The sequence below is a fragment of the Klebsiella sp. C283 genome (assembly GCF_048822555.1).
Lineage (GTDB): Bacteria > Pseudomonadota > Gammaproteobacteria > Enterobacterales > Enterobacteriaceae > Klebsiella > Klebsiella quasipneumoniae.
On sequence record NZ_JBMEZS010000017.1, the window covers coordinates 1 to 24109 of the forward strand.

A 24109-nucleotide genomic window follows, 5' to 3' on the forward strand; every position below is an offset into this window, starting at 1 on the left:
AGAATTAAACTTCGTAATGAATTACGTGTTCACTCTTGAGACTTGGTATTCATTTTTCGTCCGAGGACGTTAAGAATCCATGTCACTTTGAGTGCCCACACAGATTGTCTGATAAATTGTTAAAGAGCAGTTGCGACGCGCTTTAGCGCTCTGTCGCGAGGTCCCGTATAATACGTTTTCCTCATTCAGAGTCAAGCGCTTATTTTGCTTTTCTCTGTCGGTTTTCAACGTTGCTTTCGCTGTTGAATCCTGCTGCCCCGGCGGCTTGCTTGCCGTTGTTCCGTGTCAGTGGAGGCGCATTATAGGGGGTAATTCTGAAGTGACAAGGATAAATTCAAAAAAAGAATTCAACCGCTCACTTTTCAACCAAATCCGGTGTTGAGCTTTAATTCTTGCCTGGTTTTTAAACAAAAACGAGCCCGCTGGGCCCGTTTTTGTCGTTTTGTGACTTACTGCACTGCCACGATACGGTCGTCTTTCACTACCAGCTCGACGGTTTTACCCGGAATCAGCTCACCAGAAAGGATCTGCTGGGCTAACGGGTTCTCAATCTGCTGCTGAATAGCGCGTTTCAGTGGCCGCGCGCCGTATACCGGATCGTACCCGTTGGCGCTTAGCAGCTTCAGCGCCTCATCGGACATCCGCACTTCATATCCGCGCTCTTCCAGACGTTTATACAGACGCTGCAGCTGGATCTGGGCAATAGAAGCAATGTGTTTCTCACCCAGCGGATGGAAGACCACCACTTCATCGATACGGTTGATGAACTCCGGACGGAAGTTCTGGCTGACCACTCCCAGCACCAGGTCTTTCATATGTCCGTAATCCAGCTCGCCGAACCGTTCCTGAATCAGATCGGAACCGAGGTTCGAGGTCATGATGACCACCGTATTACGGAAGTCGACCGTTCTCCCCTGCCCATCAGTGAGGCGCCCGTCGTCGAGTACCTGCAGCAGAATGTTGAACACATCCGGGTGCGCTTTTTCCACTTCATCCAGCAGGATGACGGAATAAGGACGACGGCGCACCGCCTCGGTCAGGTAACCGCCCTCTTCATAACCGACGTATCCCGGAGGCGCACCGACCAGACGCGAGACGGAGTGTTTCTCCATAAACTCGGACATATCGATACGCACCATCGCGTCGTCGCTGTCGAACATAAAGTTAGCCAGCGTTTTACACAGCTCGGTTTTACCGACCCCAGTCGGACCGAGGAACAGGAATGAACCAATCGGTCGGTTCGGATCGGATAGCCCGGCACGGCTGCGGCGAATCGCGTTAGATACCGCTTCAACCGCCTCATCCTGGCCAATTACCCGATGATGCAGTTCCTGCTCCATACGCAGCAGTTTGTCACGCTCGCTTTCCATCATGCGGGAGACAGGGATACCGGTCCAGCGGGCCAGCACTTCGGCGATTTCAGCATCCGTCACTTTATTACGCAGCAGACGCATGGTTTTCCCTTCGGACTGAGTGGCTGCCGCCAGCTGTTTCTCCAGTTCCGGAATTTTGCCGTACTGCAGCTCAGACATCCGCGCCAGGTCACCGACGCGACGCGCCTGTTCGATGGCGATTTTCGCCTGCTCCAGCTCGGCTTTGATGGTCTGAGTGCCGGAGAGGGACGCTTTTTCCGCTTTCCACTCTTCTTCCAGCACCGAGTACTGCCGTTCTTTATCCGCCAGCTCCTCGTTGAGCATATCAAGGCGCTTCAGACTCGCCTCATCAGACTCTTTCTTCAGCGCCTGCTGCTCCAGTTTCAACTGGATGATACGGCGATCGAGACGGTCCAGCTCTTCCGGCTTCGAGTCGATCTGCATACGGATGCTGGACGCCGCCTCATCGATAAGGTCGATGGCTTTATCCGGCAGCTGACGGTCGGCAATGTAACGATGCGACAAGGTCGCCGCCGCCACGATTGCCGGGTCAGTGATCTGCACGTGGTGGTGCAGTTCATAACGTTCTTTCAGGCCGCGCAGAATAGCGATGGTATCTTCTACCGATGGCTCGGCGACGAACACTTTCTGGAAGCGGCGCTCCAGCGCAGCGTCTTTTTCAATGTACTGACGGTATTCGTCAAGCGTCGTCGCCCCGACGCAGTGCAGTTCACCACGCGCCAGCGCCGGCTTCAGCATGTTGCCTGCATCCATCGCGCCATCGGCTTTACCGGCGCCAACCATGGTATGCAGTTCATCGATAAACAGAATGACGTTGCCTTCCTGTTTCGACAGATCGGTCAGCACGCCTTTCAGACGCTCTTCAAACTCACCGCGGTATTTCGCCCCGGCCACCAGCGCGCCCATATCCAGCGCCAGCACCCGGCGGCCTTTCAGCCCTTCCGGCACTTCGCCGTTGACGATACGCTGCGCCAGGCCTTCGACGATAGCGGTTTTCCCCACCCCGGGTTCACCAATCAGCACCGGATTGTTTTTGGTACGGCGCTGCAGTACCTGAATGGTACGGCGGATCTCTTCATCACGGCCGATAACCGGGTCCAGCTTGCCCTGCTCGGCACGCTCGGTGAGATCGACGGTAAATTTCTTCAATGCCTGACGTTGGTCTTCGGCACCCTGATCGTTCACGCTTTCACCTCCGCGCATTTGTTCAATCGCCTGGGTCACGTTGGCGGTTGTTGCTCCGGCGGATTTTAAAAGGTCGGTCAGCGTACCGCGTGATTCAAGCGCCGCCAGAACAAACAGTTCTGACGAAATAAAATTGTCCTTTTTCTTTTGCGCCAGCTTGTCGCAAAGGTTCAGGATCCGCACTAAATCCTGAGAAGGTTGTACATCGCCGCCGGTGCCTTCCACCTGCGGTAAACGGCTCAGAGCCTGTTCGATGTCAGTGCGCAGTTTCCCGGCATTCACGCCCGCCGAGGTTAATAAAGGACGTACCGATCCCCCTTCCTGATTCAGCAAGGCGCTCATTAAATGAAGAGGTTCGATGAATTGGTTGTCGTGCCCGAGTGCGAGCGACTGGGCATCGGCAAGAGCAAGCTGGAATTTATTGGTAAGACGATCCAGACGCATAACTCCTCCCATAACAGGTCAAATTTGCTACTGGAGATTAAATGAGGTCATCCCTCAATTATTCAAGGTTAAAGACCTGAACTATGCGAAAAATAAGTTTGCCTTCTGGATCGTCTTGATTCTCTAGGTTATATCAGCCAAATGAAACTTGCCATACGACCGGTGGTCTTGTCGCGCCGGTAAGAGAAAAAATCATCCTTTTCGCTTAGCGTGCAGCGATCGCCGCCGAAAATCTGCTCAACGCCGACGTTTGCCAGACGCTGCCGAGCCAGTTGGTAGATATCAGCAAAATATTTTTCGCCTGCCGGACGAAAAGCACGGTGCGCATTCTCATCCTTCGCCATAAAAGCGTCGCGAACTTCTGGCCCCACCTCAAACGCCTGCGGACCGATGGCGGGCCCCAGCCACGCCATAATGTTTTCGGCTTTATCGGCGAAACGGGCGACCGTCTCTTCCAGAACCCCTTCGCATAAGCCGCGCCATCCCGCATGCGCCGCGGCGACTTCGGTACCGGCGCGGTTACAGAACAGGACCGGCAGGCAGTCAGCGGTCATCACCGCGCAGACAGTCCCTGGCGTACGGCTGTAAGAGGCATCCGCGCGTTTCGACGGATAGGGTCCGCCGTCCAGCGTGAGCACATCGGTACCATGAACCTGCTCCAGCCAAACCGGGTAAGACGGCAAGCCGCCGGCGGCAAACATCCACCGCCGGTTTTCTTCGACATGCTGCAGATTGTCGCCGCAATGGGCGCCCAGATTGAGCGAGTCATAGGGCGGCAGACTCACGCCGCCGATGCGGGTAGAACTACAGGCCGCCACGCTGCCGGGCATTGGCCACTGCGGTACAATCAGTTTAGTCATAACCAGTCAATATCGTCCTTATGGGCTTCAAAATCGGCGCGCATCGCCTCGATGAGCTCGACCATATCTTGTGGGATGGGCGCATGCCACTCCATTTCAATACCGGTAATCGGATGGTACAGACGCAGCATGGTGGCGTGCAGCGCCTGGCGGTCGAATTTACGCAGCGCGGTGATGAATTCCTCCGACGCGCCCTTCGGCGGACGCGGGCGGCCGCCATACACCTGGTCGCCTACCAGCGGATGGGTAATATGCGACATATGCACGCGGATCTGATGCGTACGTCCGGTTTCCAAACGCAGGCGCAGACGGGTATGAATGCGGAAATGTTCCATAATGCGGTAGTGGGTCACCGCCGGCTTGCCCATAGGGTGCACCGCCATATGGGTACGCTTGGTCGGGTGACGGCTGATCGGCTCTTCCACCGTACCGCCGGCGGTCATATGACCGATCGCCACCGCTTCGTACTCACGGGTGATCTCGCGCAGCTGCAGCGACTCCACCAGCCGGGTTTGCGCTGGAATGGTTTTCGCCACCACCATCAGACCGGTGGTGTCTTTATCCAGACGGTGGACGATACCCGCACGCGGCACATCGGCAATAGGCGGATAGTAGTGCAGCAGCGCATTCAGCACAGTACCGTCGGGGTTGCCCGCGCCAGGATGTACAACCAGATCGCGCGGTTTGTTGATCACGAGGATGTCGTCATCTTCGTAAACGATATTGAGCGGAATATCCTGCGGCTGGAAGCGCGCCTCTTCTTCGATTTCCACATCGATAGCGATGCGTTCTCCCCCCAGCACTTTTTCTTTCGGTTTATCGCCAATGGCGCCATTGACTAATACGCGTTGGTCGAGGATCCATTCTTTTATCCGCGATCGCGAATAATCAGGGAACAATTCGGCCAAAGCCTGATCTAAGCGTTGACCGAGTTGATTTTCGGTCACCGTTGCGGTGAGTTGTACTCGTTGTGCCATATACAGCTTCTTCGTTTAACGTTGGGTTTTACGGCTTTGCCGTTTAATATAGTGTGCTATTGTAGCTGGTCTTAATCGGGAGCAGGAACAGAGATTCTCCCGCATAAACATTTTGAGGAAGTCAAAACGTCATGACGCGCATGAAATACCTGGTGGCAGCCGCCACACTGAGCCTGGCTTTGGTGGGTTGCTCCGGCTCTAAGGAAGAGGTGCCTGATAATCCGCCGAATGAAATCTACGCGACCGCCCAGCAAAAACTGCAGGACGGTAACTGGAAACAGGCGATAACGCAACTGGAAGCGTTGGATAACCGTTATCCATTCGGCCCTTATTCCCAACAGGTACAGCTGGATCTGATTTATGCGTATTACAAAAACGCCGATCTGCCGCTGGCTCAGGCCGCCATCGATCGCTTCATGCGCTTGAACCCCACCCATCCGAACATCGACTACGTCATCTATATGCGCGGCCTGACCAACATGGCTCTGGATGACAGCGCCCTGCAGGGCTTCTTCGGCGTCGATCGTTCCGACCGCGATCCGCAGCACGCGCGCGATGCCTTCAATGACTTCTCCAAACTGGTACGTGGCTACCCGAACAGCCAGTATGCCACTGACGCCTATAAGCGCATGGTGTTCCTGAAAGATCGCCTGGCGAAGTATGAGCTGTCAGTGGTGGATTACTACACCGACCGCGGCGCATGGGTTGCCGTCGTTAACCGCGTGGAAGGTATGATGCGTAACTATCCGGATACCCAGGCCACCCGCGATGCCCTGCCGAAGATGGAAAACGCCTATCGTCAAATGCAGATGAACGCTCAGGCGGACAAAGTCGCGAAGATTATCGCCGCGAACAGCAAGAACACCTGAGCCTGATTCATAGATCGCAAACGGCAGCCCCTGGCTGCCGTTTTTTTATCCATTATCCTGGCTAGCTGAAGCGGTTTAGCGCCGGGTTAACTCATCAAATATGGCCTGCTTTGTCGGGTTCGACAAGTAAAATCTCATCTCTTCCTGCCCTGTCTCACAAAATGAATTCGTTGACAAAAAGTGACAATAAAATGTGATTTAGATCACACATTTTGACATTGGGAAAGGTATGCTGGATTCACCAAGACGGGAAAGACAAGAGGTAAAATTTATGACAATGAACATTACCAGTAAACAAATGGAAATTACTCCGGCAATCCGCCAGCATGTCGCAGACCGTCTCGCCAAACTGGATAAGTGGCAAACTCATTTAATTAACCCGCACATCATTCTGTCTAAGGAGCCGCAGGGTTTTATCGCTGACGCAACCATTAACACGCCAAACGGCCATCTGGTTGCCAGTGCGCGTCATGAAGATATGTACGCCGCCATTAACGAATTGATCAACAAGCTGGAACGGCAGCTCAATAAAGTGCAACACAAAGGGGAAGCCCGCCGCGCCGCGACGTCGGTGAAAGAGGCAGGCTTTGTGGAAGAAGAAGAGTAATCCTTAACTTAAGTTGTGTCATGCCACGCGCCTTCGGGCGCGTTTTTTATTGACAGAGTGAAAACAGTACAGGTACTGTAATCCCCACTACTTAAAGGAATTCATCATGAAACTCGTCCCGTTCTTCTTCGCATTCTTTTTTACCTTCCCCTGACCGGGAGGCAATTCGTCGTATAAGAAAGAATGCGAAGACGAACAATAAGGCCTCCCACTCGGGAGGCCTTTTTTATTTGATAACAACAAAGGCAACATCTATGACCGAGGAAAACCCATTACTGGCGCTGCGCGACAAGATAAGCGCGCTGGATGAGAAACTGCTTGCTCTGCTGGCGGAGCGTCGCGGGCTGGCTGTTGAGGTTGGTAAAGCCAAACTGGCCTCCCATCGTCCGGTGCGTGATATTGACCGCGAACGCGATCTGCTGGAGCGTCTGATGACCCTCGGCAAGCGTCATAATCTGGATGCACACTACATCACCCGCCTGTTCCAGCTGATTATCGAAGACTCTGTTCTGACCCAGCAAACCCTGCTGCAGCAGCATTTGAATAAAATTAACCCGCATTCGGCTCGCGTGGCGTTCCTCGGTCCCAAAGGCTCTTATTCGCATCTGGCGGCGCGTCAGTACGCCGCTCGCCACTTTGAGCAGTTTATTGAAAGCGGCTGCGCGAAGTTCGCCGATATTTTTAATCAGGTGGAGACCGGTCAGGCCGATTACGCCGTAGTGCCGATTGAAAACACCAGCTCCGGCGGGATCAACGACGTCTACGATCTGCTGCAGCACACCAGCCTGTCGATCGTTGGCGAACTGACGATCCCTATCGATCATTGCGTACTGGTCAGCACCTCGACGGATGCCGATAAAATCCAGACCGTCTACAGCCATCCACAGCCGTTCCAGCAGTGTAGCCAGTATCTGAGTCGCTACCCGCACTGGAAGATTGAATATACCGAGAGCACCTCAGCGGCGATGGAAAAAGTCGCGCAGGCGAACTCCCCGGCCGTCGCGGCACTGGGCAGCGAAGCGGGCGGCGCCCTGTACGGTCTGCAGGTGCTGGAGCACTGCCAGGCCAACCAGACGCAGAATATTACGCGCTTCCTCGTTCTGGCGCGCAAAGCGGTGAACGTCTCCGATCAGGTTCCGGCGAAGACCACGCTGTTAATGGCGACCGGTCAGCAGGCGGGCGCCCTGGTGGAGGCCTTACTGGTGCTGCGCAATCACAATCTGATCATGACCAAACTGGAGTCTCGCCCAATCCATGGCAATCCATGGGAAGAGATGTTTTATCTCGATATTCAGGCAAACCTGGACTCGCTGCCCATGCGCAAGGCGCTGAAGGAGCTGGCGGAGATCACCCGCTCCATGAAGGTTCTCGGTTGCTACCCCAGCGAAAACGTCGTGCCGGTGGATCCGGTTTAGCGTTCGCGGAACGGCAATTTCTTCATCCCTGCCACCGCCACCGGCAGGGTGAAGATAGCGCCGGACAGCGGATACTGCGCCAGCTCATCGTCCGCCATGTTTTCCCGGGTGGTGGTGATGTAGAGCGTTTTCATATCCGCCCCGCCAAAGCAGACCATCGTCGGGCAACGTACCGGCATCGGGTAGGACTCCAGCTCCTCACCCTGCGGAGAGATACGAGCGATCCGCCAGCCGTCAAACATTGCGCTCCAGTAACATCCCTCCACGTCAATCGCCGCCCCGTCCGGGATCCCTTCGCCCGGCAGAAAACGGCGAAAGACTTCGCGCCGGCCAGGCTCACCCTGCTCATCCAGCGGCGTACGGTAAATCACGGCGTTAGGCGTATCGGAGGTATACATCCAGCGCCGGTCGGCGCTAAACGCCAGACCGTTGGCGCCATGGATGTCGCACTGGATCACCGTCGGCTTCAGGTCGTTATCGACCCGCATCAGCAGCGCGCCGTTGTAATCCCCCGGGCCCCAGAAGGTGCCGGCATAAAAGCGCCCGTCGCGATCGGTCCCGCCGTCGTTAAACCGCGCCAGTTCCGGGTTGCTCGGGTTATCGCAGACTTTCCGCCGCAGCAGACCGTGGGCGTCGGTCAGCCAGATACCGCTGCGCAATGCAACGATAAAACCGCCCTTCTCGCGCAGGGAAAAACAGCCGACCTCCTCCGGAAACTGCAGCACCTGGTGTTCGCCGCTGCGGGTATCGTAGCGGTGAATTTCACATTCCATGATATCGGCCCAGTAGAGGGCCTGCTCTGCCTCACTCCAGGTCGGGCATTCCGGCAGGTATCCGGTGTAGTCAAACAGCGGTTGTGGTTCAGCCATCGTTGTCATCCCTATAAAAAAAGCCAGCGGTCGCTGGCTTTATTGTATACATCTTTTTCGCTTTACTGCCGATTATCGTTCGCCTGACGCAGCAGCGTGCGGCTCTCGCTCTGGAAACGCTGGGCGTAATCGCCAAACCAGTGTTCGACTTTACGGAAGCTATCGATAAACGCCTGCTTATCGCCCTGCTCCAGCAGACCGATCGCCTCGCCAAACCGCTGGTAGTAGCGCTTAATCAGCGCCAGGTTGTTTTCCGAGGACATAATAATGTCGGCGTAGAGCTGCGGATCCTGGGCAAACAGACGGCCCACCATCGCCAGCTCCAGCCGGTAAATGGGTGACGAGAGCGCCAGCAACTGCTCAAGGCGCACATTCTCTTCCGCCAGATGCAGACCATAGGCGAAGGTGGCAAAGTGGCGCAGCGCCTGAATAAAGGCCATGTTCTGATCGTGCTCCACCGCGCTGATGCGATGCAGGCGCGCGCCCCAGACCTGAATTTGCTCGAGGAACCACTGATAGGCCTCCGGCTGGCGGCCATCGCAATAGACCACCACCTGCTTGGCAAGGCTGCCGCTGTCCGGACCGAACATCGGGTGCAGGCCGAGTACCGGGCCCTGATGCGCCGCCAGCATCGCCTGCAGCGGCTCTGCTTTAACCGAGGCAAGGTCGACCAGAATGCAATCCGCCGGCAGCGGCGGCAGCCTGGCGATCGTCTCCACGGTGGTGTGAATCGGCACGCTGACAATGACCATACCGGCATCGGCGACGATATCCGTCGCCCGCGCCCAGTCCTCTTTTTCCAGAATGCGCACCTGGTAGCCGGACAGCGTTAACATCTTCTCAAACAGACGCCCCATCTGCCCGCCGCCGCCGACGATCACCACCGGCCTCAGATTCGGGTAAAGGGTTTTGAAGCCTTTGTCGTTTTCGCTGGAATAGGATTCCCGCATCACGCGACGCAGAACGTCCTCGATCAGATCCGGCGGAACGCCGAGCGCAGCCGCCTCTTCACGCCGGGAGGCGAGCATCGCCGCCTCGCGTTCCGGGACGTAAATCGGCAGGCCATACTGGCTCTTCACCTCGCCGACTTCGGCCACCAGTTCCAGGCGCTTAGCCAGCAGGCTAAGCAACGCTTTATCCACTTCATCAATTTGATCGCGTAACGCGGTCAGTTCAGCAACCATACTTTCCTCTTACACCAAACGGGCCGCCAGGTGGCCGCGGAGATCCTTATCCAGTTCACGCAGCAGCGCATCGGTGGTTTCCCAGCTGATGCAGGCATCCGTTACCGAAACGCCGTATTTCATCGCCTCACGCGGCTGTTCAGAGGACTGATTGCCCTCGTGGATATTACTCTCGATCATCAGGCCGATAATGGAGCGATTGCCATCTTTGATCTGCGCGACAACGGATTCAGCCACGGCCGGCTGGCGGCGGAAATCTTTATTGGAGTTCCCATGACTGCAATCTACCATCAGCGACGGCTTCAGTCCCGCCTGCGCCATCTCTTTTTCACATTTCTCCACATCTTCCGGCCCGTAGTTCGGCGCCTTACCGCCGCGGAGGATCACATGGCCGTTCGGGTTACCCTGCGTTTGCAGCAGGCAGACCTGCCCGGCCTGGTTGATACCGACGAAGCGGTGCGGCATCGCCGCGGCGCGCATGGCGTTGATAGCCGTGGCCAGGCTACCGTCGGTGCCATTTTTAAAGCCTACCGGCATGGAAAGACCAGAGGCCATTTCGCGGTGCGTCTGAGATTCCGTGGTTCGCGCGCCGATGGCGGACCAGCTGAACAGATCCCCAAGGTACTGCGGGCTGTTGGGATCCAGCGCTTCCGTCGCCAGCGGCAGTCCCATATTCACAAGCTCGACCAGCAGACGACGCGCAATCTTCAGGCCGCCTTCAACATCAAACGAACCATCCATATGCGGATCGTTAATCAGCCCCTTCCAGCCGACGGTGGTACGGGGTTTTTCAAAATAGACGCGCATCACCAGGTAGAGGCTATCGCTGACCTCTGCGGCAAGGGCTTTAAACCGACGAGCATATTCGATCGCCGCTTCCGGATCGTGAATGGAGCAAGGACCGCAGACCACCAGCAGGCGCGGATCGCGACCGGCGATGATATTGGAGATGGTTTCACGGGCGTGCGCGATCTGCGCTTCCTGTTCAACGCTCAGGGGGAATTCCGCCTTCAGTTGCTCCGGGGTCATTAATACATGTTCGTCGGTAATATGTACGTTGTTCAGCGCGTCTTTTTGCATGATTGCGATCCTGTGTAGCTCGTTTGCGATAAGGGTTGCCTCAGCGGGCATGACGTAACGATACCATACGAAGTAAAGAATTCAATCCATATTACGTAAATTTTACTTTACAGTGATAAATTAATTGGCCCTTGCCACGGCATTAACTGTACAATAATATTTACAGATAGTGAAATCGCGCCAAAATTGCTCGCCAGCGTCATCGGCATTACGAAAAATCCTGGTGAGATTTGTCCCAAAGCAAAGGGCGCATCTAATGACGGGTTTTGCTATCAGTGGTATTCTTCGCCGGGCATCGGCAGCGGCTCTTCCCGCGCTATGGCGAATTTGACGGAAGCGTTAATGACAGTATTACACCGTCTTTTATTGACTGTATTTTTTCTCATCGCGGTATCTCCTGTTTTTGCTGCCGGACCTTCAGAACATGTTCGCGCTATTGTTTCCGGGATCGTGACCTACACCCGTTGGCCGTCATTAACAGGGGCGCCGAAGCTATGCATTTTTGCCTCATCACGCTTCACCCATAGCCTGGCTCATGAAGCGCCGGATGCATTGCCTTATCAACCGGTGATAGTACGTAATAGTGAAGAAGCGTTAAAAACGACCTGCGATGGTTTTTATTTTGGCAGCGAAACGCCGACCCAACAGTCGGAATTAACTCGCCGCTATGGCTCGAGGCCGCTGTTACTCATCGCAGAACAAAATACGGATTGCTCAATTGGTAGCGCGTTTTGCCTGATCATCAACGACGACAGGGTCCGCTTCTCCGTTAATCTGGACGTTCTGACGCACAGCGGGGTTCGGGTTAACCCGGACGTCCTGATGCTTGCCCGGAAGAAACCACATGAATAAGGACTTTTCACAGACATCGCGCCCGACGTTTAAACGCGCGCTGCGTCGCATTAGCGTGATAAGCGTGGTGATCTCCATGACGCTGGTCTGGCTGCTGCTGAGCACGGCCTCTATTTTCACGCTCAAGCAGTACGCGCAGAAAAATCTTGAGCTCACTGCCGCGACCATGGGCCGCAGCCTCGAAGCCGCCCTGGTGTTTGGCGACAGCGCGGCAGCAGAGGAGACCCTCGCTTCGCTGGGGAAGCAAGGGCAGATTTCCCAGGCGATCGTGCTCAACGGCCAGAAGCAGCACTTCGCCGCCTGGCGCCACGAACCGCTGGCCAACAAAGAACAAGTGAGCGGCCTTATCAGTAAATGGCTGTTTCCGGAGCCCACGGTGCAGCCCATCTGGCACCAGGGGAAACAAATCGGCGAGCTGCGACTGACCGCGCTTGACGAACTGATTAGCCACTTTCTCGGCATCTCGATTCTGGTACTGACCGGCAGCATTCTGCTCGCCTCCTTCATCGGCCTGCTGCTGACCCACTCCCTGCACCGGGGGATCGTCGCCGCCCTGCAGAGCATCACCGAGGTCGTGCATGATATTCGCGAAAACCGCCACTTCTCCCGGCGGGTGCCAGAGGAGCGTATCGAGGAGTTCCATCTGTTTGCCCAGGACTTTAACAGTCTGCTGGGGGAGATGGAGGACTGGCAGCGCCAGTTGCAGGCCAAAAATGCTCAGCTGTTGCGCAGCTCGTTACACGATCCGTTGACCGGCCTGGCTAACCGCGCCGCCTTTCGCAACGCGCTCGCCGAGCTGATGAAAAATGAAGTGGATCACCAGACCTCAGCGTTACTGTTTCTCGATGGCGATAACTTCAAATTGATCAATGACAACTGGGGACATGCGGCGGGCGATAAAGTGCTGATGGAAGTCGCCAGCCGCCTGATGACTTTCGCCGGTAATGTAGAGCGGCGAATTATTTTGCATTAAAATGCATTTAGTTTTGCACAACAGGTAAGGCGGGTTTTACCTGATTTCGCACAATGCAAAATTAATCGCCTATATAGCTTCAAGTTACTGTGCTGACTGTAAATCTTTTTCTTTTTTAAGTAGTTTCCACCCCGTGCGGTCACTAAATCCATACTTAGGGCAAAGAAGCATCATTGCCGCAAGTGCCGACATCCCTTCATGGCGCATTATTGCGAACTCGCGAAGAAACTCACGATTCCGAAATTCTCGCAAAAGGCCATTGCAACGAGGAAGATAAACAGGAAGGCCGGAAAAATGCCACCCAAGCTTTTTAATTTCTTCATCAGTAAGAATAGTCTGTAGCAATTTTCCTCTTGTGCCACCAAGATAGCGTAACCCTTTCCCTATAGGGAAAGTTGAACCGCCAAAATTTTTAAATAATTTCATGGCAGAAATGAGACCGATTTGTGAAATAACCTCTACTGCAGTCTCAGGAAGCTTACTCATTAGCTCTTTATCACAGGTTAGTCCTGAGTCTTGTGTTTGAGTTGATACATGTAAAGATTGTAACGGATTAATAATATCCTGCCCTTCAGAAGAAGTGGTATTGATTGCGTCAGTTAAAATAAGGGATGCTGCACGGTTAATGTCACTAATTATGTTTAGAATAATTTCTTTATCATGTTTGCTAAAACATTCTGTATCCCCATCTGCCAGTTTGAGCAAAGTATCAACAGACGCACTCATTTTAGCTGTGATGTCTGAAACTCTATTCAAAAAGACATCGTTTTTTTCATTGGATACACCGGTCATAGCAGTCACCTTTTAGTACGGCCCTCTTGGGCCCCTGTTAGCCTGTTCACCATTGACGTTATTTACAGCCTCAGCAAGTACCTTCTCGTCAAGAATGATTTGATTTTTGATAATAAGTGGTTGTTTGTTTTCAGATGACGCATCGCCAGAATAGCTGCTCTTATTATTCCGTTGCAAATAAGCAGGCACGCCGAAATTGACGCCATCATGATCGAGCTGAGGGGCTATGTCAACGCCTCTATCGGGTAGGCGGGGGATGTCAATTGATGATGGCCGTTTATCCTGGCCAAACTTGCTTTTTAATACTGCCCAGGCAACATCAACAAAGCTATAACCTGATGTGCCATCCTGAATGGATTTGACTTTTTCAGGCATGGCTTTCTTATCAAAATCATCTCTCAGTTTGTCCCGCATCAAGCCTAATGCAACGGATCCAGCCGTGATAACAATCGCCGGTGTGGTTATCGACAATGCGCTTGCGAGCTTACCACCGGCTCCCGGAGAGCCTCCGGGAGCGGAGGCGGAATCAATTCCACCCTGCAATAACCTGATGCCTGCAAAAACATATGCCGCTGCGGTCATGGCCTTTATTCCCTGTGTCGCTCCGTTTATAGCAACTGTCAGCTCTGGATATTCTTTAGCGTAATCAGCAATTGTAATGGCGGTATTGCCAAGCACTTTATTAAACTTGCTGAACACATCACCATCGGCGAAAAATTTCTCATTGGAAAGTTGATTAAACTTAAAAAGAGGCTCGCTGGATACAACCTGAAACGATGAATTTACAGCCCCATTTGCTTTTCGCGTCCCTACCATTTGTTCTTTTATATAGTCTTTCTTCAAAAATGCCGTAGTCAGTGCCATTTGAGCTTGAGAGTCAGGAACTATAGAAGCAATAATAGTGGAGACAAGGACATCTCTTGCCGCAATAAGATCTTTCTCTTTGTTTGTGCCTTTGTTATGTGCAATGCTGGCGGTAAGACTCTTGTAATCCTTATCGCCGGATATTATAGCATCAATAGCGTTATTAAATGATTCATAAGTGTTATAACCTTTCGCCCTCTGAGAGACAAGAAAATCAGAGTATGACATTGGTTTACTGCCAGATACTCTGAATTTTCTGCTCTTCATATTATTAATTGTATCTGCACTGGTAATCTTTAATAAAAGCTGATTGTAATTATTTGCCGCCGTATCATTATTACCTGACGTTTCAGAGTTTGCTTGTAAGTTACCGAGGAGTAAATCAAGGTCTTTAAGTCCGCCCATACCCAGTTTAGAATAATTAGTCATTATGGTGGGTAGCTCTTTCGCCATATCTGAAAGTTCAAATCCACCGAGTTCGCCCGAGCGGGTAAGTTTATCGAAGAATAATGGTAGCTCTTCTTTTTTTATTTTAAAGTTATTCAGGGCGGTTACAGCTAGTTGTGCTATTTCCTCCGGATTGGAACTGGTGGCTGTAGATGTATACATAACATCCCCCAGAACAGACATAGCTGTTTTATCATCCACACCACCTTTAGACATTAATACGCCAAGTGCATTAGCAGCCGTATCTGCTGTACCCCCCCTTTTCTGACCGCTTTTTTAATCGCGCTACTTAATTGTCCTTTTGCCGCTATTCGCTCTTCTGCGGGTAACTGGTTGTAGGCTGTATTTGTAATATTTGCCAGGCGTTGGCTGTAATTCATTTGCTCGCGGACGGGCTGAGCAATAACCGCACCGGCAGCAGTAACCCCCCCGGCAATAGCAGCAACATTCCCCCCAAGAACTCTGGCCTTACTCATGCGCGACATCGTCTCTGAGGTACTGGTTAGCTCCCCTCGCAGTCCGGCTACCTTTTGCCTCATTGCGTCAAAGGCTCTCGCCTGCTCACTTGCGGACATAAGCCCGGTACGGGTGAGCCGGTTATATGCTGCCGTGGTCTGCTGGATTTCTCGCTGAATCTGGCGCTCTGAACGAATACCAAGAACAGAACGAGCCTCCGAAGAACGGCGGTATTCATCAGCCAGTGCTTTTGATCCACGTATTCCGGATTCACTTGATCGCTGCTGCTCTTTTTCAAGCTGCTTTGCTTGCCTGCTGGTCTGCTGCATTGCGTCACGAAGAACTTTCGAACCAGCGTCCTTGGCGATCAGGCTTAACGTGAGTGCTAAATTTTTAGACATGAAATAGCTCCATTACGAACCTTCATCTGGCGCATGAAGGGGCAGGTGTTGAATATCGGGAAATGACGGGATGCGCCTGAAATCACTTTGATGTGCGTAACTGGCTCTGCAACCATTTTTAAACCCCTTTTAAATCGCGCCAGATTTAATTCAAACGGAGAAAATGAAGCACCCCACATGGCGGGAACCCGAAGCCTTCAGGGGTGGCATAGAGGAAGATATCCCGCGCATACTGTTTTTGAGTTTATGGGGCAATTTTGTGGGCAAATAACTTGCCGCGTAACAGATGCAGAATGTGCCCCACGGTTTATCTTTTTTTTCTGCCTTTATTCCGGCGTAAGGATTTAACGGTACTGGCGCTACGGGAGGAGGTTTGCCCGGTCTTGTGACCATGTAACCGGGCAAGGGCATCGGTATAACCGTCGAGTTCGGCGCGACTCATACGGCCAATTTGCTGCTCACTGATACCGTACCGCCCAAGAGCAAGGACTAAGATTCGGTAGCCTGAGAACTGGTGCTCGAGAGCAGCCGCTTTTTTTTAATGGCTTCGATCTGCGCATCAATGAGATCGAAGTCATCTTCATTGAGTTCATCAAGCAGCAGGTCAACGGTGATTTCATCTTCAGATAAATCGCCGAGTGCAGTAATAACCCGTGCAACTACTGCGATGCGGTAATAGGTGGCCGCAACAGCGCCCTCAGTAGTTCCGTACTTTTCATACGTGAGGCTCAACGCTTCGATAGTGTCCTTGACCACAGGCATACGTACCTGAAAATCAAAGTGAACCTTATCGCCAACTTTAACGCCGTATAACAGTGAGTGCTTTTCCATTTCAATTCTCCGCAAGGTGCGGCGCGATAAACGTAATATCGCGCTGCCTTTATTATCAAATGTGTTCCGGGCGAGAAATATTTAACGAGCATTTACGCCCAGCCGTATATAACGCGATATCAGTCAAGGAACGGCGTTACAATCACTTCAACAAGGCCATAGTTCGGGTTAGGCTTCATGTTATCGAGAGTCTGAGCTTTAGCGATATTAAAAGCCTGCTCACGATTTTTCATACCGACCAGCAGAATTGATGGCTTAATTCGTAGCGGTCGACCTGAATCATTAACCTGAGAACACATGCGGTCATACAGATCGTTAAAGTTTTCCGTAGTTAAGTCCAGCTTGCTGGCAAAAGCCATTTGCCAGAATCCATACCCCATATTTCCGCGACCACGAATGCCGTAAAAAAACTCATCCGTCATGAATGAAATGGCTTTATCGTCATCGGTCAGTTGCTGGAATTCATACGGGACACGCTCCTGCCAGATGAATGGATTAATTGGACGGGTAGTGTCCAGCAAAATCCATAATGGCTTTGCGTCGGCTTCATCAGCAGGAATTTGCACATTGGAAACGATCTTATCTTCCGTGCCAACCGTAACCTCATGGTTCGGTGAGAAAAAAGGTTGGCCGTCATAACATTTTTTGTTAAATCCCTGCTTGATTAACTCAAACACCAGCTCATCGGGGTGGTTAGCTGCCGCGTCCGCCATATCGGAAACCATAGACGCCAGCATTCCGATATTATCGTCCTCAACATCTTCGCGTGAAACACTGATGGTTGATTCAAACTTTCGGTTTTCAATTGAAAAACTGTAAGCGGAAATACTTTTAACGGCTCGCTCCCCAACCCATTCACTTAAACTAGGGAAGGCTCCAAGGAACGGATAAACATTAGATTTGGTTGAGGAAGGGATTTTAGTGGAAATTTTAGGATATAACGGGGTTGCTTCACCTAAACGCTTATTAAAAGCAGCCTTAACCCCAGCATAAATAGTGCTTAGATTCTGTTTGTTGATAATCATTTTCTGTTTCCTTATGTTAGTGGCAAGATTAGGTGTCTAAACAACTGAAGTTTGTCATATTGAAACAATCCAAATAAGTTGACGAACTTCAGTGCCAATTAAGGAATGAAAAAGGCCATCAGACGTAAGTCTGACAGCCTTTGGACACCCGCGCTTCTTTGCCACTCAACAATAGAACAACTATAGAATCTCACATCTCCATGAATCCCGATAACTGAACTCTGTCAGTTACCACCATCTTTCGAATCGTTACACCCATCAATAACGGCATCCATCATTTTTATCAGCTCAACAGAACTGTTCAGGAATCTGCCGAGATCGGCCAGGTCAGCCGGTCCATAACCTCTGCCCATTTTTGACTGAGCGGCGCTTTCATCCAGCTCCCGCCCGAGAAAGGAGATACCACCCAGCAAAGCACCCTTGATAAGGTCAGCATCAGATTTAACCAGGCGCAAATCATGCGCCTCATCGCCGGAGCTGATAGCCTGCTGGAGAAGGCTCTGAATTGAGGAGTTGATCATAACGTCACCTCCATCGCTGGAAGGCGAGCCATAAAGATTGCCACCATGCCACGAGGTACCATCTGGCGAGCATCACGCTCTGTAGTGGCGATGATGTGAATCATTTTTCCACTATCCGCATTCAGGGCCATAAAGCGCCATGTAAATTGCGGATGAATTTCTGTATGATCGGTTTTGACCATGATGTAACCCCCAGTTACGTTGTGGTTAGACGCCTCGGTAGTGGGTCCAAGCACTCCGAGGCGTCGCTATTTTTAACCCTCAAAACATGCCGGGTGTTAGTACACCATACGGAAGGTGTTAGGGCACGTCAACCCTTTTTCTTTTCATGTTTCTAATGTATGGTGTCGTAACACTTTCAAGGGGGGTTACATGGCAACGCGAGCTATAAACAACAAATCAGCAACAAAGGGAATCCGTTTTCCCCACGAAATTATTGAAGAGATTGAGCTTTGCCTTGTGCAGGAAAAAATAGAAAATCCGAATGCTAATTTTTCTGCTTGGGTCTTAGATGCCTGTGAGCAGAAATTAAAAAAAGAGAAAAGACGGCGGATTTTAAAGGCTTAACCAGATTAACCTTGACGGCTCTACTTACCTGACCAGTAGAGCCGTCACGTCAGTTCTGGTGGCGGGTAATTTATGTCCGCTAATATGCTATCATCAGCGCATCATCCCTTATAAGTCTGTTTAGAAGCAGGCTGGCATCAAAACCATGAATCACGGATATGAAATTCAGCGGTGCTGAAGGTTATCTACGCTATAAACCTGAAAACAACCTCGATTAACTTGTTTTCAGGTTTATTTTTCATTATCAGGAATGTGTTTACGTTTGTTTTACTTAAAAACAAGCACTTAAATCGAACATGAAAAAGCAGAATCAAACGTGTCAAATGTTCAGATACAGGCATTTCAACCTGAAAGCGAGTCACGTAAAGATGAACGGTCAGCCATCCATCTTTAACTTGAATGCATCATTGCTGACACCATGAAAAAGTCATTTTTTACATGGTGTTACAGGGTGTCGGATGAAGTTGAATGGCAATTTCCTTTCATCCAGGTTCCGCTATAGAACTCGAATGCAGTCATGAACCAGTTTACCTAGCAGCTTATTTAGCCAATATGTCACTTTTCCCGTTCCTATTTGATGCGTCCGCTATCGGCTTGCAATCAAAAAAACAAGATCATTTTCATGAAGTTACAGAAAAGGATCCAAGAATGACTATCGGAATTAATGTTCCTTTTATTACAACAGAAAAAGGCCTGAATATTTGACGGAGATAATCACCATATAAAAAGAGCTCATCTTTCTTTTAAACATCTAACCTTATGATTTTGATCAATTTACTTTCTTATCCTCAGAAATGTTTAAAATCCTTTTAAAAACGATCAGTTCTCTCTCGTTTTAATGCAAAATTAAATCAAAATTTATCATTTTTTCGCATTTTTTTTGAATCAGTGCAAAATCCCTTAATTCCCCTCCATGCCGCGCCGCGCAAGGCTTCTCGTTAATTTTTTCGACCGTTATTTTTGTGCAGAATTAATTACCTCCCCACAGTAAACGCCATCTGGCGTGGCGTCTTGGCGGCGATGAGTTTGCCGTTCTGCTGCGCGAGGTGCGCTCGGAAGCAGAAGTCCAGGCCCTGTGTCAGGGGCTGTCAGAACAATTTCTTCCGCCATTCAACCTGCACAATGGCCATAGCGCCACGCTCTCGCTGAGCGTCGGTTATGCCCTGGCGTGGGAACACGCCACGGCGGAATCACTGCAAGAACTTGCCGATCAGAATATGTATCGGATGAAAAACCAACGTATCCAGCAGATGCTGAAATAATAAAGGACGCATTATGATCAGGAAATATTTCGCCCCCGCCCTGATGGCGGCGGCGCTTTTGACAGGTTGCCAGGCTCCTCAGGGAAAATTTACCCCTGAGCAGGTGGCGGCGATGAAATCTTATGGCTTCACTGAAAGCAATGGCGATTGGTCCCTGGGCTTATCCGATAGCATCCTGTTTGACAAGAATGACTACCGACTACGTCCCGACAGCCGCCAGCAGATCACCCAAATGGCCTCGCGGCTGGCGACTACCGGGATTACACATAGCCGCCTTGAAGGCCACACCGATAATTATGGTGAGGATAGTTATAACGAAGCCCTGTCGCTTAAGCGGGCCAACAGCGTAGCCGATGCCTGGGCGGAAGGCGCCCATATCCCGCGCAGTAATTTAGTCACCCGCGGCCTTGGCAAAAAATACCCGATCGCCAGCAACGATACCGCGGCCGGGCGCGCTGAAAACCGCCGGGTCACGGTGGTCATCAGCACGCCGTAGACGTCCGCTTAATCGCTGGACTTCGCTATCCTCATTGCCGTTGCCGCGCGCCAGCGCAGGTAGTCAACGGCAATGAACAGCACCAGGCTGATCCCCATCAACGGCATGGCCAGCCCCAGGGCTAACGCTATCCCCAGCACCAGCCCACGGGCAGGCCAGGCGAGCGACAGCCATGCCTGCAGCAGGGAATGCGCCGGATCCCAGACGGCCTGTGGCGGACGGCGTATCCACCACAGCCGGTACCCCACGCCGATGGTTACGCACAGCGCGCAGCCAAACCCCACCAGCAGCAGCTGATTCGCCAGACCAAAGAGGATCCCCATATGGAAATCGACGCCCCAGCGGGTAAGCTTCGCCATCAGCGGAAAGTCGGCAAAATGGGTGCGATCCACCACCTGCATCGTGGCGCCATCGATCGCCACCGCGTCCACCTGCGTCGGCCAGCGGCGGTCAATCTCATTCACCGTCCAGGCGCGTTCGTCTGATACCGGCGGACGGATCTCCAGCCGGCTGGCGTTCAGCCCCGCCTGACGGGCCACCGCCAGCGCCTGGTCAAACTGCGCTGGCTGATGCTGGGTCATGGCCATCGCCTCCCTATGATGCCCGGCATGGGGATCGTGCGCCTTCGGCGCCTCACCGTGCAGCAGGGTATTGACCTGCGGCGTCCACCAGCCGAAAGCCGCCCGCATTTTATCCACGTTGCCGCCGGCCCATTGCGACCAGGTCAGGCCGGTGGCGGAGAAGAGCAGCATGCCCAGCAGTAAGCACCAGCCCAACGTCACGTGCAGCCGACGATGATTCTGCAGGGCGTTATTGAGCCGCCGTTTTGGACGCGTCATCGCCCACAGGGCAATGCCCCCCAGCGCGGCCACCCACATCCATGAGGCAGCCAGTTCGCTGTAGAGCCGCCCGCTGTCGCCCAGCAGCAGCGAACGATGCGCATAGTCAATCCACTGCCGCAGCGGCAGGATGCCGCTGGTGCCGTAGACCGTCATATCGCCCTTCACCCGCAGCGCGATCGGATCGACAAAAATGGCCCGGGATTCCGACTCCCCGAGACTCGGATCGGCAAACATAATGCGGGTGGTCTCGCCCACCGCGGGGGCCGGACGTACCGCCAGCAGCCGCAGATTACCCTGGGTCGCTTCTTCTGCCACCGCAATCTGGGCGCTGAGCGGCTGCGGGGTGCCTTCGGGAAGGCCATACAGCGCATCGTGATAAAGCCAGTTTTCCAGCTGCGGCGTCGCCACGTACAGCGTGCCGGTCAGGGCAGCGACAAAGATAAACGGTCCGATAAACAGCCCGATATAGAAATGGAGGCGACGCAGCAGGTTCAGCCATGCCGCGCGCGAGGTGCAGGTTGTCATACTTTTCCTTTTTCAAAGCAAAAAGAGGTCGTTGCGCAGTGCGCAGATTCATTTTTATTAAAGGGAAAAAGCAGACAGCCGCGGCGGGGCGCGGGTTTCGGGGTAAAGCCAGGGAAAGTAGCGCCAGTGTTTTAATACCGGCCGAGAAGCCGGCAGGCGAATGCGCCGCAGGAGCATGGCGACGAACAGCGCCAGCGCGAAAAGCAGACCCGGGACATGGGCTAACAGCACGCAATAGCCACATGCTTCAGCATGATCCAGCGGCAGTTCGTGTCCGGTATGCGTAGCGCCGTCTGCGCTATGCGTCATCGCCATCTCGTGGCCAGGCATCTGCGCCATACTCGCTGGCGAGCTGTCCATCATCATGGCGTGGTGCATGCCGGGCATGGCGCTCATGGGGTCTTTTTGCAGGGAGACGGAGATTAGGGGAGCCACGACGATCAGCAGGATCGCCAACAGCGCCAGCCAGGCGGCTCGCCGTTTAGGTGTCGTTTGCTGAAAACTGTTGCTGACCACCGCCCCTCCGAATAGAGGGCGTATTGTAAATGATTTACATCACGATGGTTACAACAAAGATAAAAAAAGGGCCGGCCCTGAGGCCAGCCCTTTTTGTCAGGATGTCGCGAAAGCGAATCTTAGTTAAGACGCTCTTTGATACGAGCAGACTTACCAGTGCGCTCACGCAGGTAGTACAGTTTAGCTTTACGTACAGCACCACGACGTTTAACAGCAATGCTGTCAACTACCGGAGAGTGAGTCTGGAAGACACGCTCAACGCCTTCGCCGTTGGAAATTTTGCGAACAGTGAATGCAGAGTGCAGACCGCGGTTACGAATAGCGATAACCACGCCCTCGAATGCCTGCAGACGTTTTTTGGAACCTTCAACAACCCATACTTTCACTTCCACGGTATCACCCGGACGGAAGGAAGGTACGTCCTGCTTCATCTGTTCTTGTTCAAGTTGCTTAATAATGTTGCTCATAATTTAATCTCTTATCCTGGGTAAACTGATATTGGGGGCTCACGCCTGCCCATCATGTTTATGCTGCTGTTGCGCGTGTTCAGTTTTGAACTCCGCCAGCAGCTTTGCTTGCTCTTCAGTCAGAGCCAGGTTTTCCAGAAGTTCAGGTCTTCTAAGCCAGGTTCGGCCCAGCGACTGCTTCAGACGCCAGCGACGTATCTCAGCATGGTTTCCCGACAGCAATACTGGCGGTACTTCCATCTCTTCTAACACTTCAGGACGGGTATAGTGGGGACAATCCAGCAACCCATCAGCAAAGGAATCTTCCGTTGCTGATGCTTCATGGCCCAGTACCCCCGGAATGAACCGGGAAACGGAGTCAATCAGCGTCATTGCCGGTAACTCACCACCGCTGAGAACGTAATCGCCGATTGACCATTCTTCGTCAATTTCGGTTTGGATTACGCGCTCGTCTATCCCTTCGTAGCGACCGCACACCAGAATCAGTTTCTGATTCGTTGCCAGTTCGCTGACGCCCGCTTGATCAAGCTTGCGTCCCTGAGGTGACAGATAAATCACCTTCGCGCCTTCACCTGCCGCGGCTTTTGCTGCATGAATGGCATCCCGTAAGGGTTGCACCATCATTAGCATCCCCGGTCCGCCGCCGTAAGGACGATCGTCCACGGTACGGTGCCGGTCATGCGTGAAGTCGCGAGGACTCCAGCTTTCGATGCTCAGCAGGCCATTTTTTACTGCCCGGCCAGTTACCCCGTAATCGGTAATTGCGCGGAACATTTCAGGAAACAGGCTAATTATGCCAATCCACATAGCGCCGTCTTTTACCGTTTATCCGGAGAATTTAAAAACCAGGATCCCAATCTACTTCGATAGTACGCGTAGTGAGATCGACTTTCTTGATAACCTGCCCATCGAGGAACGGAACCAACCGCTCCTTGATACCAAATGCATCTTTCAGGTTTGCCTTGATGACGAGCACGTCATTAGACCCGGTTTCCATCATATCGATGACTTTACCGAGGCTATAGCCTTCCGTTGTCACTACCTGGCAGCCCATCAGGTCTTTCCAGTAGTAGTCACCCTCTTCCAGCTCCGGCAACTGCGATGAATCCACGATAATTTCGCAATTAGTCAGTAGATTCGCGGCATCACGATCGTCAACGCCTTTCAGCTTGATGATGATGTCCTGATTGTGGTGGCGCCAGCTTTCCAGCTCAACGACCTGCCACTGACCCGCCTTCTGGATTAACCAGGGCTGATAGTCAAAAATGCTTTCGGCGTCTTCGGTGGAGGAAAACACTCTGAGCCAACCACGGATACCGTAGGAAGAACCCATTTTCCCCAATACGATCGGATCAACAGGTGCTTGTGCGGTGTGTTGCTTGCTCATC

At 52.5% G+C, this 24109-nt stretch carries 26 protein-coding genes, 2 pseudogenes and 1 other annotated feature; of the genes and pseudogenes, 10 read left to right on the top strand and 18 right to left on the bottom strand.

The window, feature by feature from the left end:
* Positions 1 to 449 precede the first annotated feature (449 nt).
* From clpB to rluD, 3 genes are all read right to left on the bottom strand, one after another.
* Positions 450 to 3023, bottom strand: a complete 2574-nt coding sequence (clpB, locus tag ACOI7Z_RS24585) for an ATP-dependent chaperone ClpB (RefSeq protein WP_004206837.1) — start codon at positions 3021 to 3023, stop codon at positions 450 to 452.
* A 128-nt stretch (positions 3024 to 3151) separates the two neighbouring features.
* A complete protein-coding gene (gene yfiH, locus ACOI7Z_RS24590) occupies positions 3152 to 3883 on the bottom strand; it encodes a purine nucleoside phosphorylase YfiH (RefSeq protein ID WP_087849429.1) in 732 nt (243 codons plus the stop codon).
* Positions 3880 to 4860, bottom strand: a complete 981-nt coding sequence (gene rluD, locus ACOI7Z_RS24595) for a 23S rRNA pseudouridine(1911/1915/1917) synthase RluD (protein ID WP_023290681.1) — start codon at positions 4858 to 4860, stop codon at positions 3880 to 3882. The genes yfiH and rluD overlap by 4 nt, the downstream gene beginning before the upstream one ends.
* A 131-nt stretch (positions 4861 to 4991) precedes the next feature.
* Here rluD and bamD point away from each other — a divergent pair, with 131 nt between their 5' ends.
* From bamD to pheA, 4 genes are all read left to right on the top strand, one after another.
* The gene (bamD, locus tag ACOI7Z_RS24600; protein WP_004145664.1) at positions 4992 to 5729 is read left to right on the top strand and encodes an outer membrane protein assembly factor BamD; all 738 of its coding nucleotides are present in this window, start codon (positions 4992 to 4994) and stop codon (positions 5727 to 5729) included.
* 271 nt (positions 5730 to 6000) lie between these two features.
* Positions 6001 to 6336: a ribosome-associated translation inhibitor RaiA gene (raiA, locus tag ACOI7Z_RS24605; protein WP_002914111.1), complete on the top strand. Its 336-nt coding sequence runs from the start codon at positions 6001 to 6003 to the stop codon at positions 6334 to 6336.
* 105 nt (positions 6337 to 6441) lie between these two features.
* Positions 6442 to 6566 (top strand) — a sequence feature (Phe leader region).
* Complete coding sequence (gene pheL / locus ACOI7Z_RS24610; protein WP_100250063.1) at positions 6443 to 6490, top strand: pheA operon leader peptide PheL; 48 nt, start codon at positions 6443 to 6445, stop codon at positions 6488 to 6490. Its footprint overlaps the feature before it by 48 nt.
* A 24-nt stretch (positions 6567 to 6590) precedes the next feature.
* Positions 6591 to 7751 carry a bifunctional chorismate mutase/prephenate dehydratase gene (pheA, locus tag ACOI7Z_RS24615; RefSeq protein ID WP_023290682.1) on the top strand — a complete coding sequence of 387 codons (1161 nt, stop codon included), beginning with the start codon at positions 6591 to 6593 and terminating at the stop codon, positions 7749 to 7751.
* Here pheA and ACOI7Z_RS24620 read toward each other — a convergent pair.
* The 3 genes from ACOI7Z_RS24620 to aroF all read right to left on the bottom strand — a co-directional run bounded on the left by ACOI7Z_RS24620 (position 7748) and on the right by aroF (position 10884).
* Entirely contained in the window at positions 7748 to 8620 is an 873-nt protein-coding gene (locus ACOI7Z_RS24620; protein ID WP_087849430.1) for an SMP-30/gluconolactonase/LRE family protein, read from the bottom strand. The genes pheA and ACOI7Z_RS24620 overlap by 4 nt on opposite strands.
* Before the next feature lie 62 nt (positions 8621 to 8682).
* Complete coding sequence (gene tyrA / locus ACOI7Z_RS24625) at positions 8683 to 9804, bottom strand: bifunctional chorismate mutase/prephenate dehydrogenase (RefSeq protein WP_004206843.1); 1122 nt, start codon at positions 9802 to 9804, stop codon at positions 8683 to 8685.
* Positions 9805 to 9813: 9 nt separating this feature from the next.
* Positions 9814 to 10884, bottom strand: coding sequence for a 3-deoxy-7-phosphoheptulonate synthase AroF (aroF, locus tag ACOI7Z_RS24630; RefSeq protein ID WP_023290684.1), 1071 nt, complete (start codon positions 10882 to 10884; stop codon positions 9814 to 9816).
* A 342-nt stretch (positions 10885 to 11226) separates the two neighbouring features.
* Between aroF and ACOI7Z_RS24635 the strand changes: the two genes are divergently transcribed.
* Both ACOI7Z_RS24635 and dgcN read left to right on the top strand, forming a co-directional pair.
* Positions 11227 to 11736, top strand: coding sequence for a YfiR family protein (locus tag ACOI7Z_RS24635; RefSeq protein ID WP_023290685.1), 510 nt, complete (start codon positions 11227 to 11229; stop codon positions 11734 to 11736).
* A pseudogene (gene dgcN, locus ACOI7Z_RS24640) lies at positions 11729 to 12679 on the top strand (diguanylate cyclase DgcN); the annotation flags it as partial. The gene ACOI7Z_RS24635 and the pseudogene dgcN, both read left to right, overlap by 8 nt.
* Positions 12680 to 12793: 114 nt before the next feature.
* Here dgcN and ACOI7Z_RS24645 read toward each other — a convergent pair.
* From ACOI7Z_RS24645 to ACOI7Z_RS24675, 7 genes are all read right to left on the bottom strand, one after another.
* Complete coding sequence (locus ACOI7Z_RS24645) at positions 12794 to 13501, bottom strand: hypothetical protein (RefSeq protein WP_116290303.1); 708 nt, start codon at positions 13499 to 13501, stop codon at positions 12794 to 12796.
* Positions 13502 to 13513: 12 nt separating this feature from the next.
* Positions 13514 to 15028: a phage tail tape measure protein gene (locus ACOI7Z_RS24650; protein WP_420702446.1), complete on the bottom strand. Its 1515-nt coding sequence runs from the start codon at positions 15026 to 15028 to the stop codon at positions 13514 to 13516.
* Positions 15028 to 15669, bottom strand: a complete 642-nt coding sequence (locus ACOI7Z_RS24655; RefSeq protein ID WP_420702447.1) for a hypothetical protein — start codon at positions 15667 to 15669, stop codon at positions 15028 to 15030. Before ACOI7Z_RS24655 ends, ACOI7Z_RS24650 begins: the two co-directional genes overlap by 1 nt.
* 489 nt (positions 15670 to 16158) lie before the next feature.
* A complete protein-coding gene (locus ACOI7Z_RS24660) occupies positions 16159 to 16500 on the bottom strand; it encodes a hypothetical protein (RefSeq protein ID WP_116290305.1) in 342 nt (113 codons plus the stop codon).
* Positions 16501 to 16619: 119 nt separating this feature from the next.
* Positions 16620 to 17525 (bottom strand): Mu-like prophage major head subunit gpT family protein, encoded by a 906-nt coding sequence (locus tag ACOI7Z_RS24665; protein ID WP_116290306.1) that lies wholly within the window; start codon positions 17523 to 17525, stop codon positions 16620 to 16622.
* A gap of 224 nt (positions 17526 to 17749) precedes the next feature.
* Entirely contained in the window at positions 17750 to 18046 is a 297-nt protein-coding gene (locus ACOI7Z_RS24670) for a hypothetical protein (protein WP_116290307.1), read from the bottom strand.
* Positions 18043 to 18228: a host cell division inhibitor Icd-like protein gene (locus ACOI7Z_RS24675; protein WP_116290308.1), complete on the bottom strand. Its 186-nt coding sequence runs from the start codon at positions 18226 to 18228 to the stop codon at positions 18043 to 18045. Before ACOI7Z_RS24675 ends, ACOI7Z_RS24670 begins: the two co-directional genes overlap by 4 nt.
* 190 nt (positions 18229 to 18418) lie before the next feature.
* Between ACOI7Z_RS24675 and ACOI7Z_RS24680 the strand changes: the two genes are divergently transcribed.
* From ACOI7Z_RS24680 to ACOI7Z_RS24695, 4 genes and pseudogenes are all read left to right on the top strand, one after another.
* Positions 18419 to 18613, top strand: a complete 195-nt coding sequence (locus ACOI7Z_RS24680) for a YlcI/YnfO family protein (RefSeq protein ID WP_420702448.1) — start codon at positions 18419 to 18421, stop codon at positions 18611 to 18613.
* Between the two features lie 468 nt (positions 18614 to 19081).
* Entirely contained in the window at positions 19082 to 19318 is a 237-nt protein-coding gene (locus tag ACOI7Z_RS24685; RefSeq protein WP_420702449.1) for a hypothetical protein, read from the top strand.
* A gap of 284 nt (positions 19319 to 19602) precedes the next feature.
* Positions 19603 to 19875, top strand: a pseudogene (locus ACOI7Z_RS24690) (diguanylate cyclase domain-containing protein); the annotation flags it as partial.
* A 13-nt stretch (positions 19876 to 19888) separates the two neighbouring features.
* On the top strand, positions 19889 to 20371 hold the full coding sequence (locus ACOI7Z_RS24695; RefSeq protein ID WP_023290687.1) for an OmpA family protein: 483 nt from the start codon (positions 19889 to 19891) through the stop codon (positions 20369 to 20371).
* A gap of 8 nt (positions 20372 to 20379) precedes the next feature.
* Here the strand turns inward: ACOI7Z_RS24695 and ACOI7Z_RS24700 are convergent, their stop codons facing one another.
* From ACOI7Z_RS24700 to rimM, 5 genes are all read right to left on the bottom strand, one after another.
* Positions 20380 to 21738: a PepSY-associated TM helix domain-containing protein gene (locus ACOI7Z_RS24700; protein ID WP_087849432.1), complete on the bottom strand. Its 1359-nt coding sequence runs from the start codon at positions 21736 to 21738 to the stop codon at positions 20380 to 20382.
* A 57-nt stretch (positions 21739 to 21795) separates the two neighbouring features.
* Positions 21796 to 22254 (bottom strand): DUF2946 domain-containing protein, encoded by a 459-nt coding sequence (locus ACOI7Z_RS24705; RefSeq protein ID WP_032453748.1) that lies wholly within the window; start codon positions 22252 to 22254, stop codon positions 21796 to 21798.
* A 119-nt stretch (positions 22255 to 22373) separates the two neighbouring features.
* Positions 22374 to 22721 (bottom strand): 50S ribosomal protein L19, encoded by a 348-nt coding sequence (gene rplS / locus ACOI7Z_RS24710; RefSeq protein ID WP_002914145.1) that lies wholly within the window; start codon positions 22719 to 22721, stop codon positions 22374 to 22376.
* A 39-nt stretch (positions 22722 to 22760) separates the two neighbouring features.
* Positions 22761 to 23528, bottom strand: a complete 768-nt coding sequence (trmD, locus tag ACOI7Z_RS24715; RefSeq protein WP_002914147.1) for a tRNA (guanosine(37)-N1)-methyltransferase TrmD — start codon at positions 23526 to 23528, stop codon at positions 22761 to 22763.
* 31 nt (positions 23529 to 23559) lie between these two features.
* On the bottom strand, positions 23560 to 24108 hold the full coding sequence (rimM, locus tag ACOI7Z_RS24720; RefSeq protein WP_004150977.1) for a ribosome maturation factor RimM: 549 nt from the start codon (positions 24106 to 24108) through the stop codon (positions 23560 to 23562).
* Position 24109: the final 1 nt, after the last annotated feature.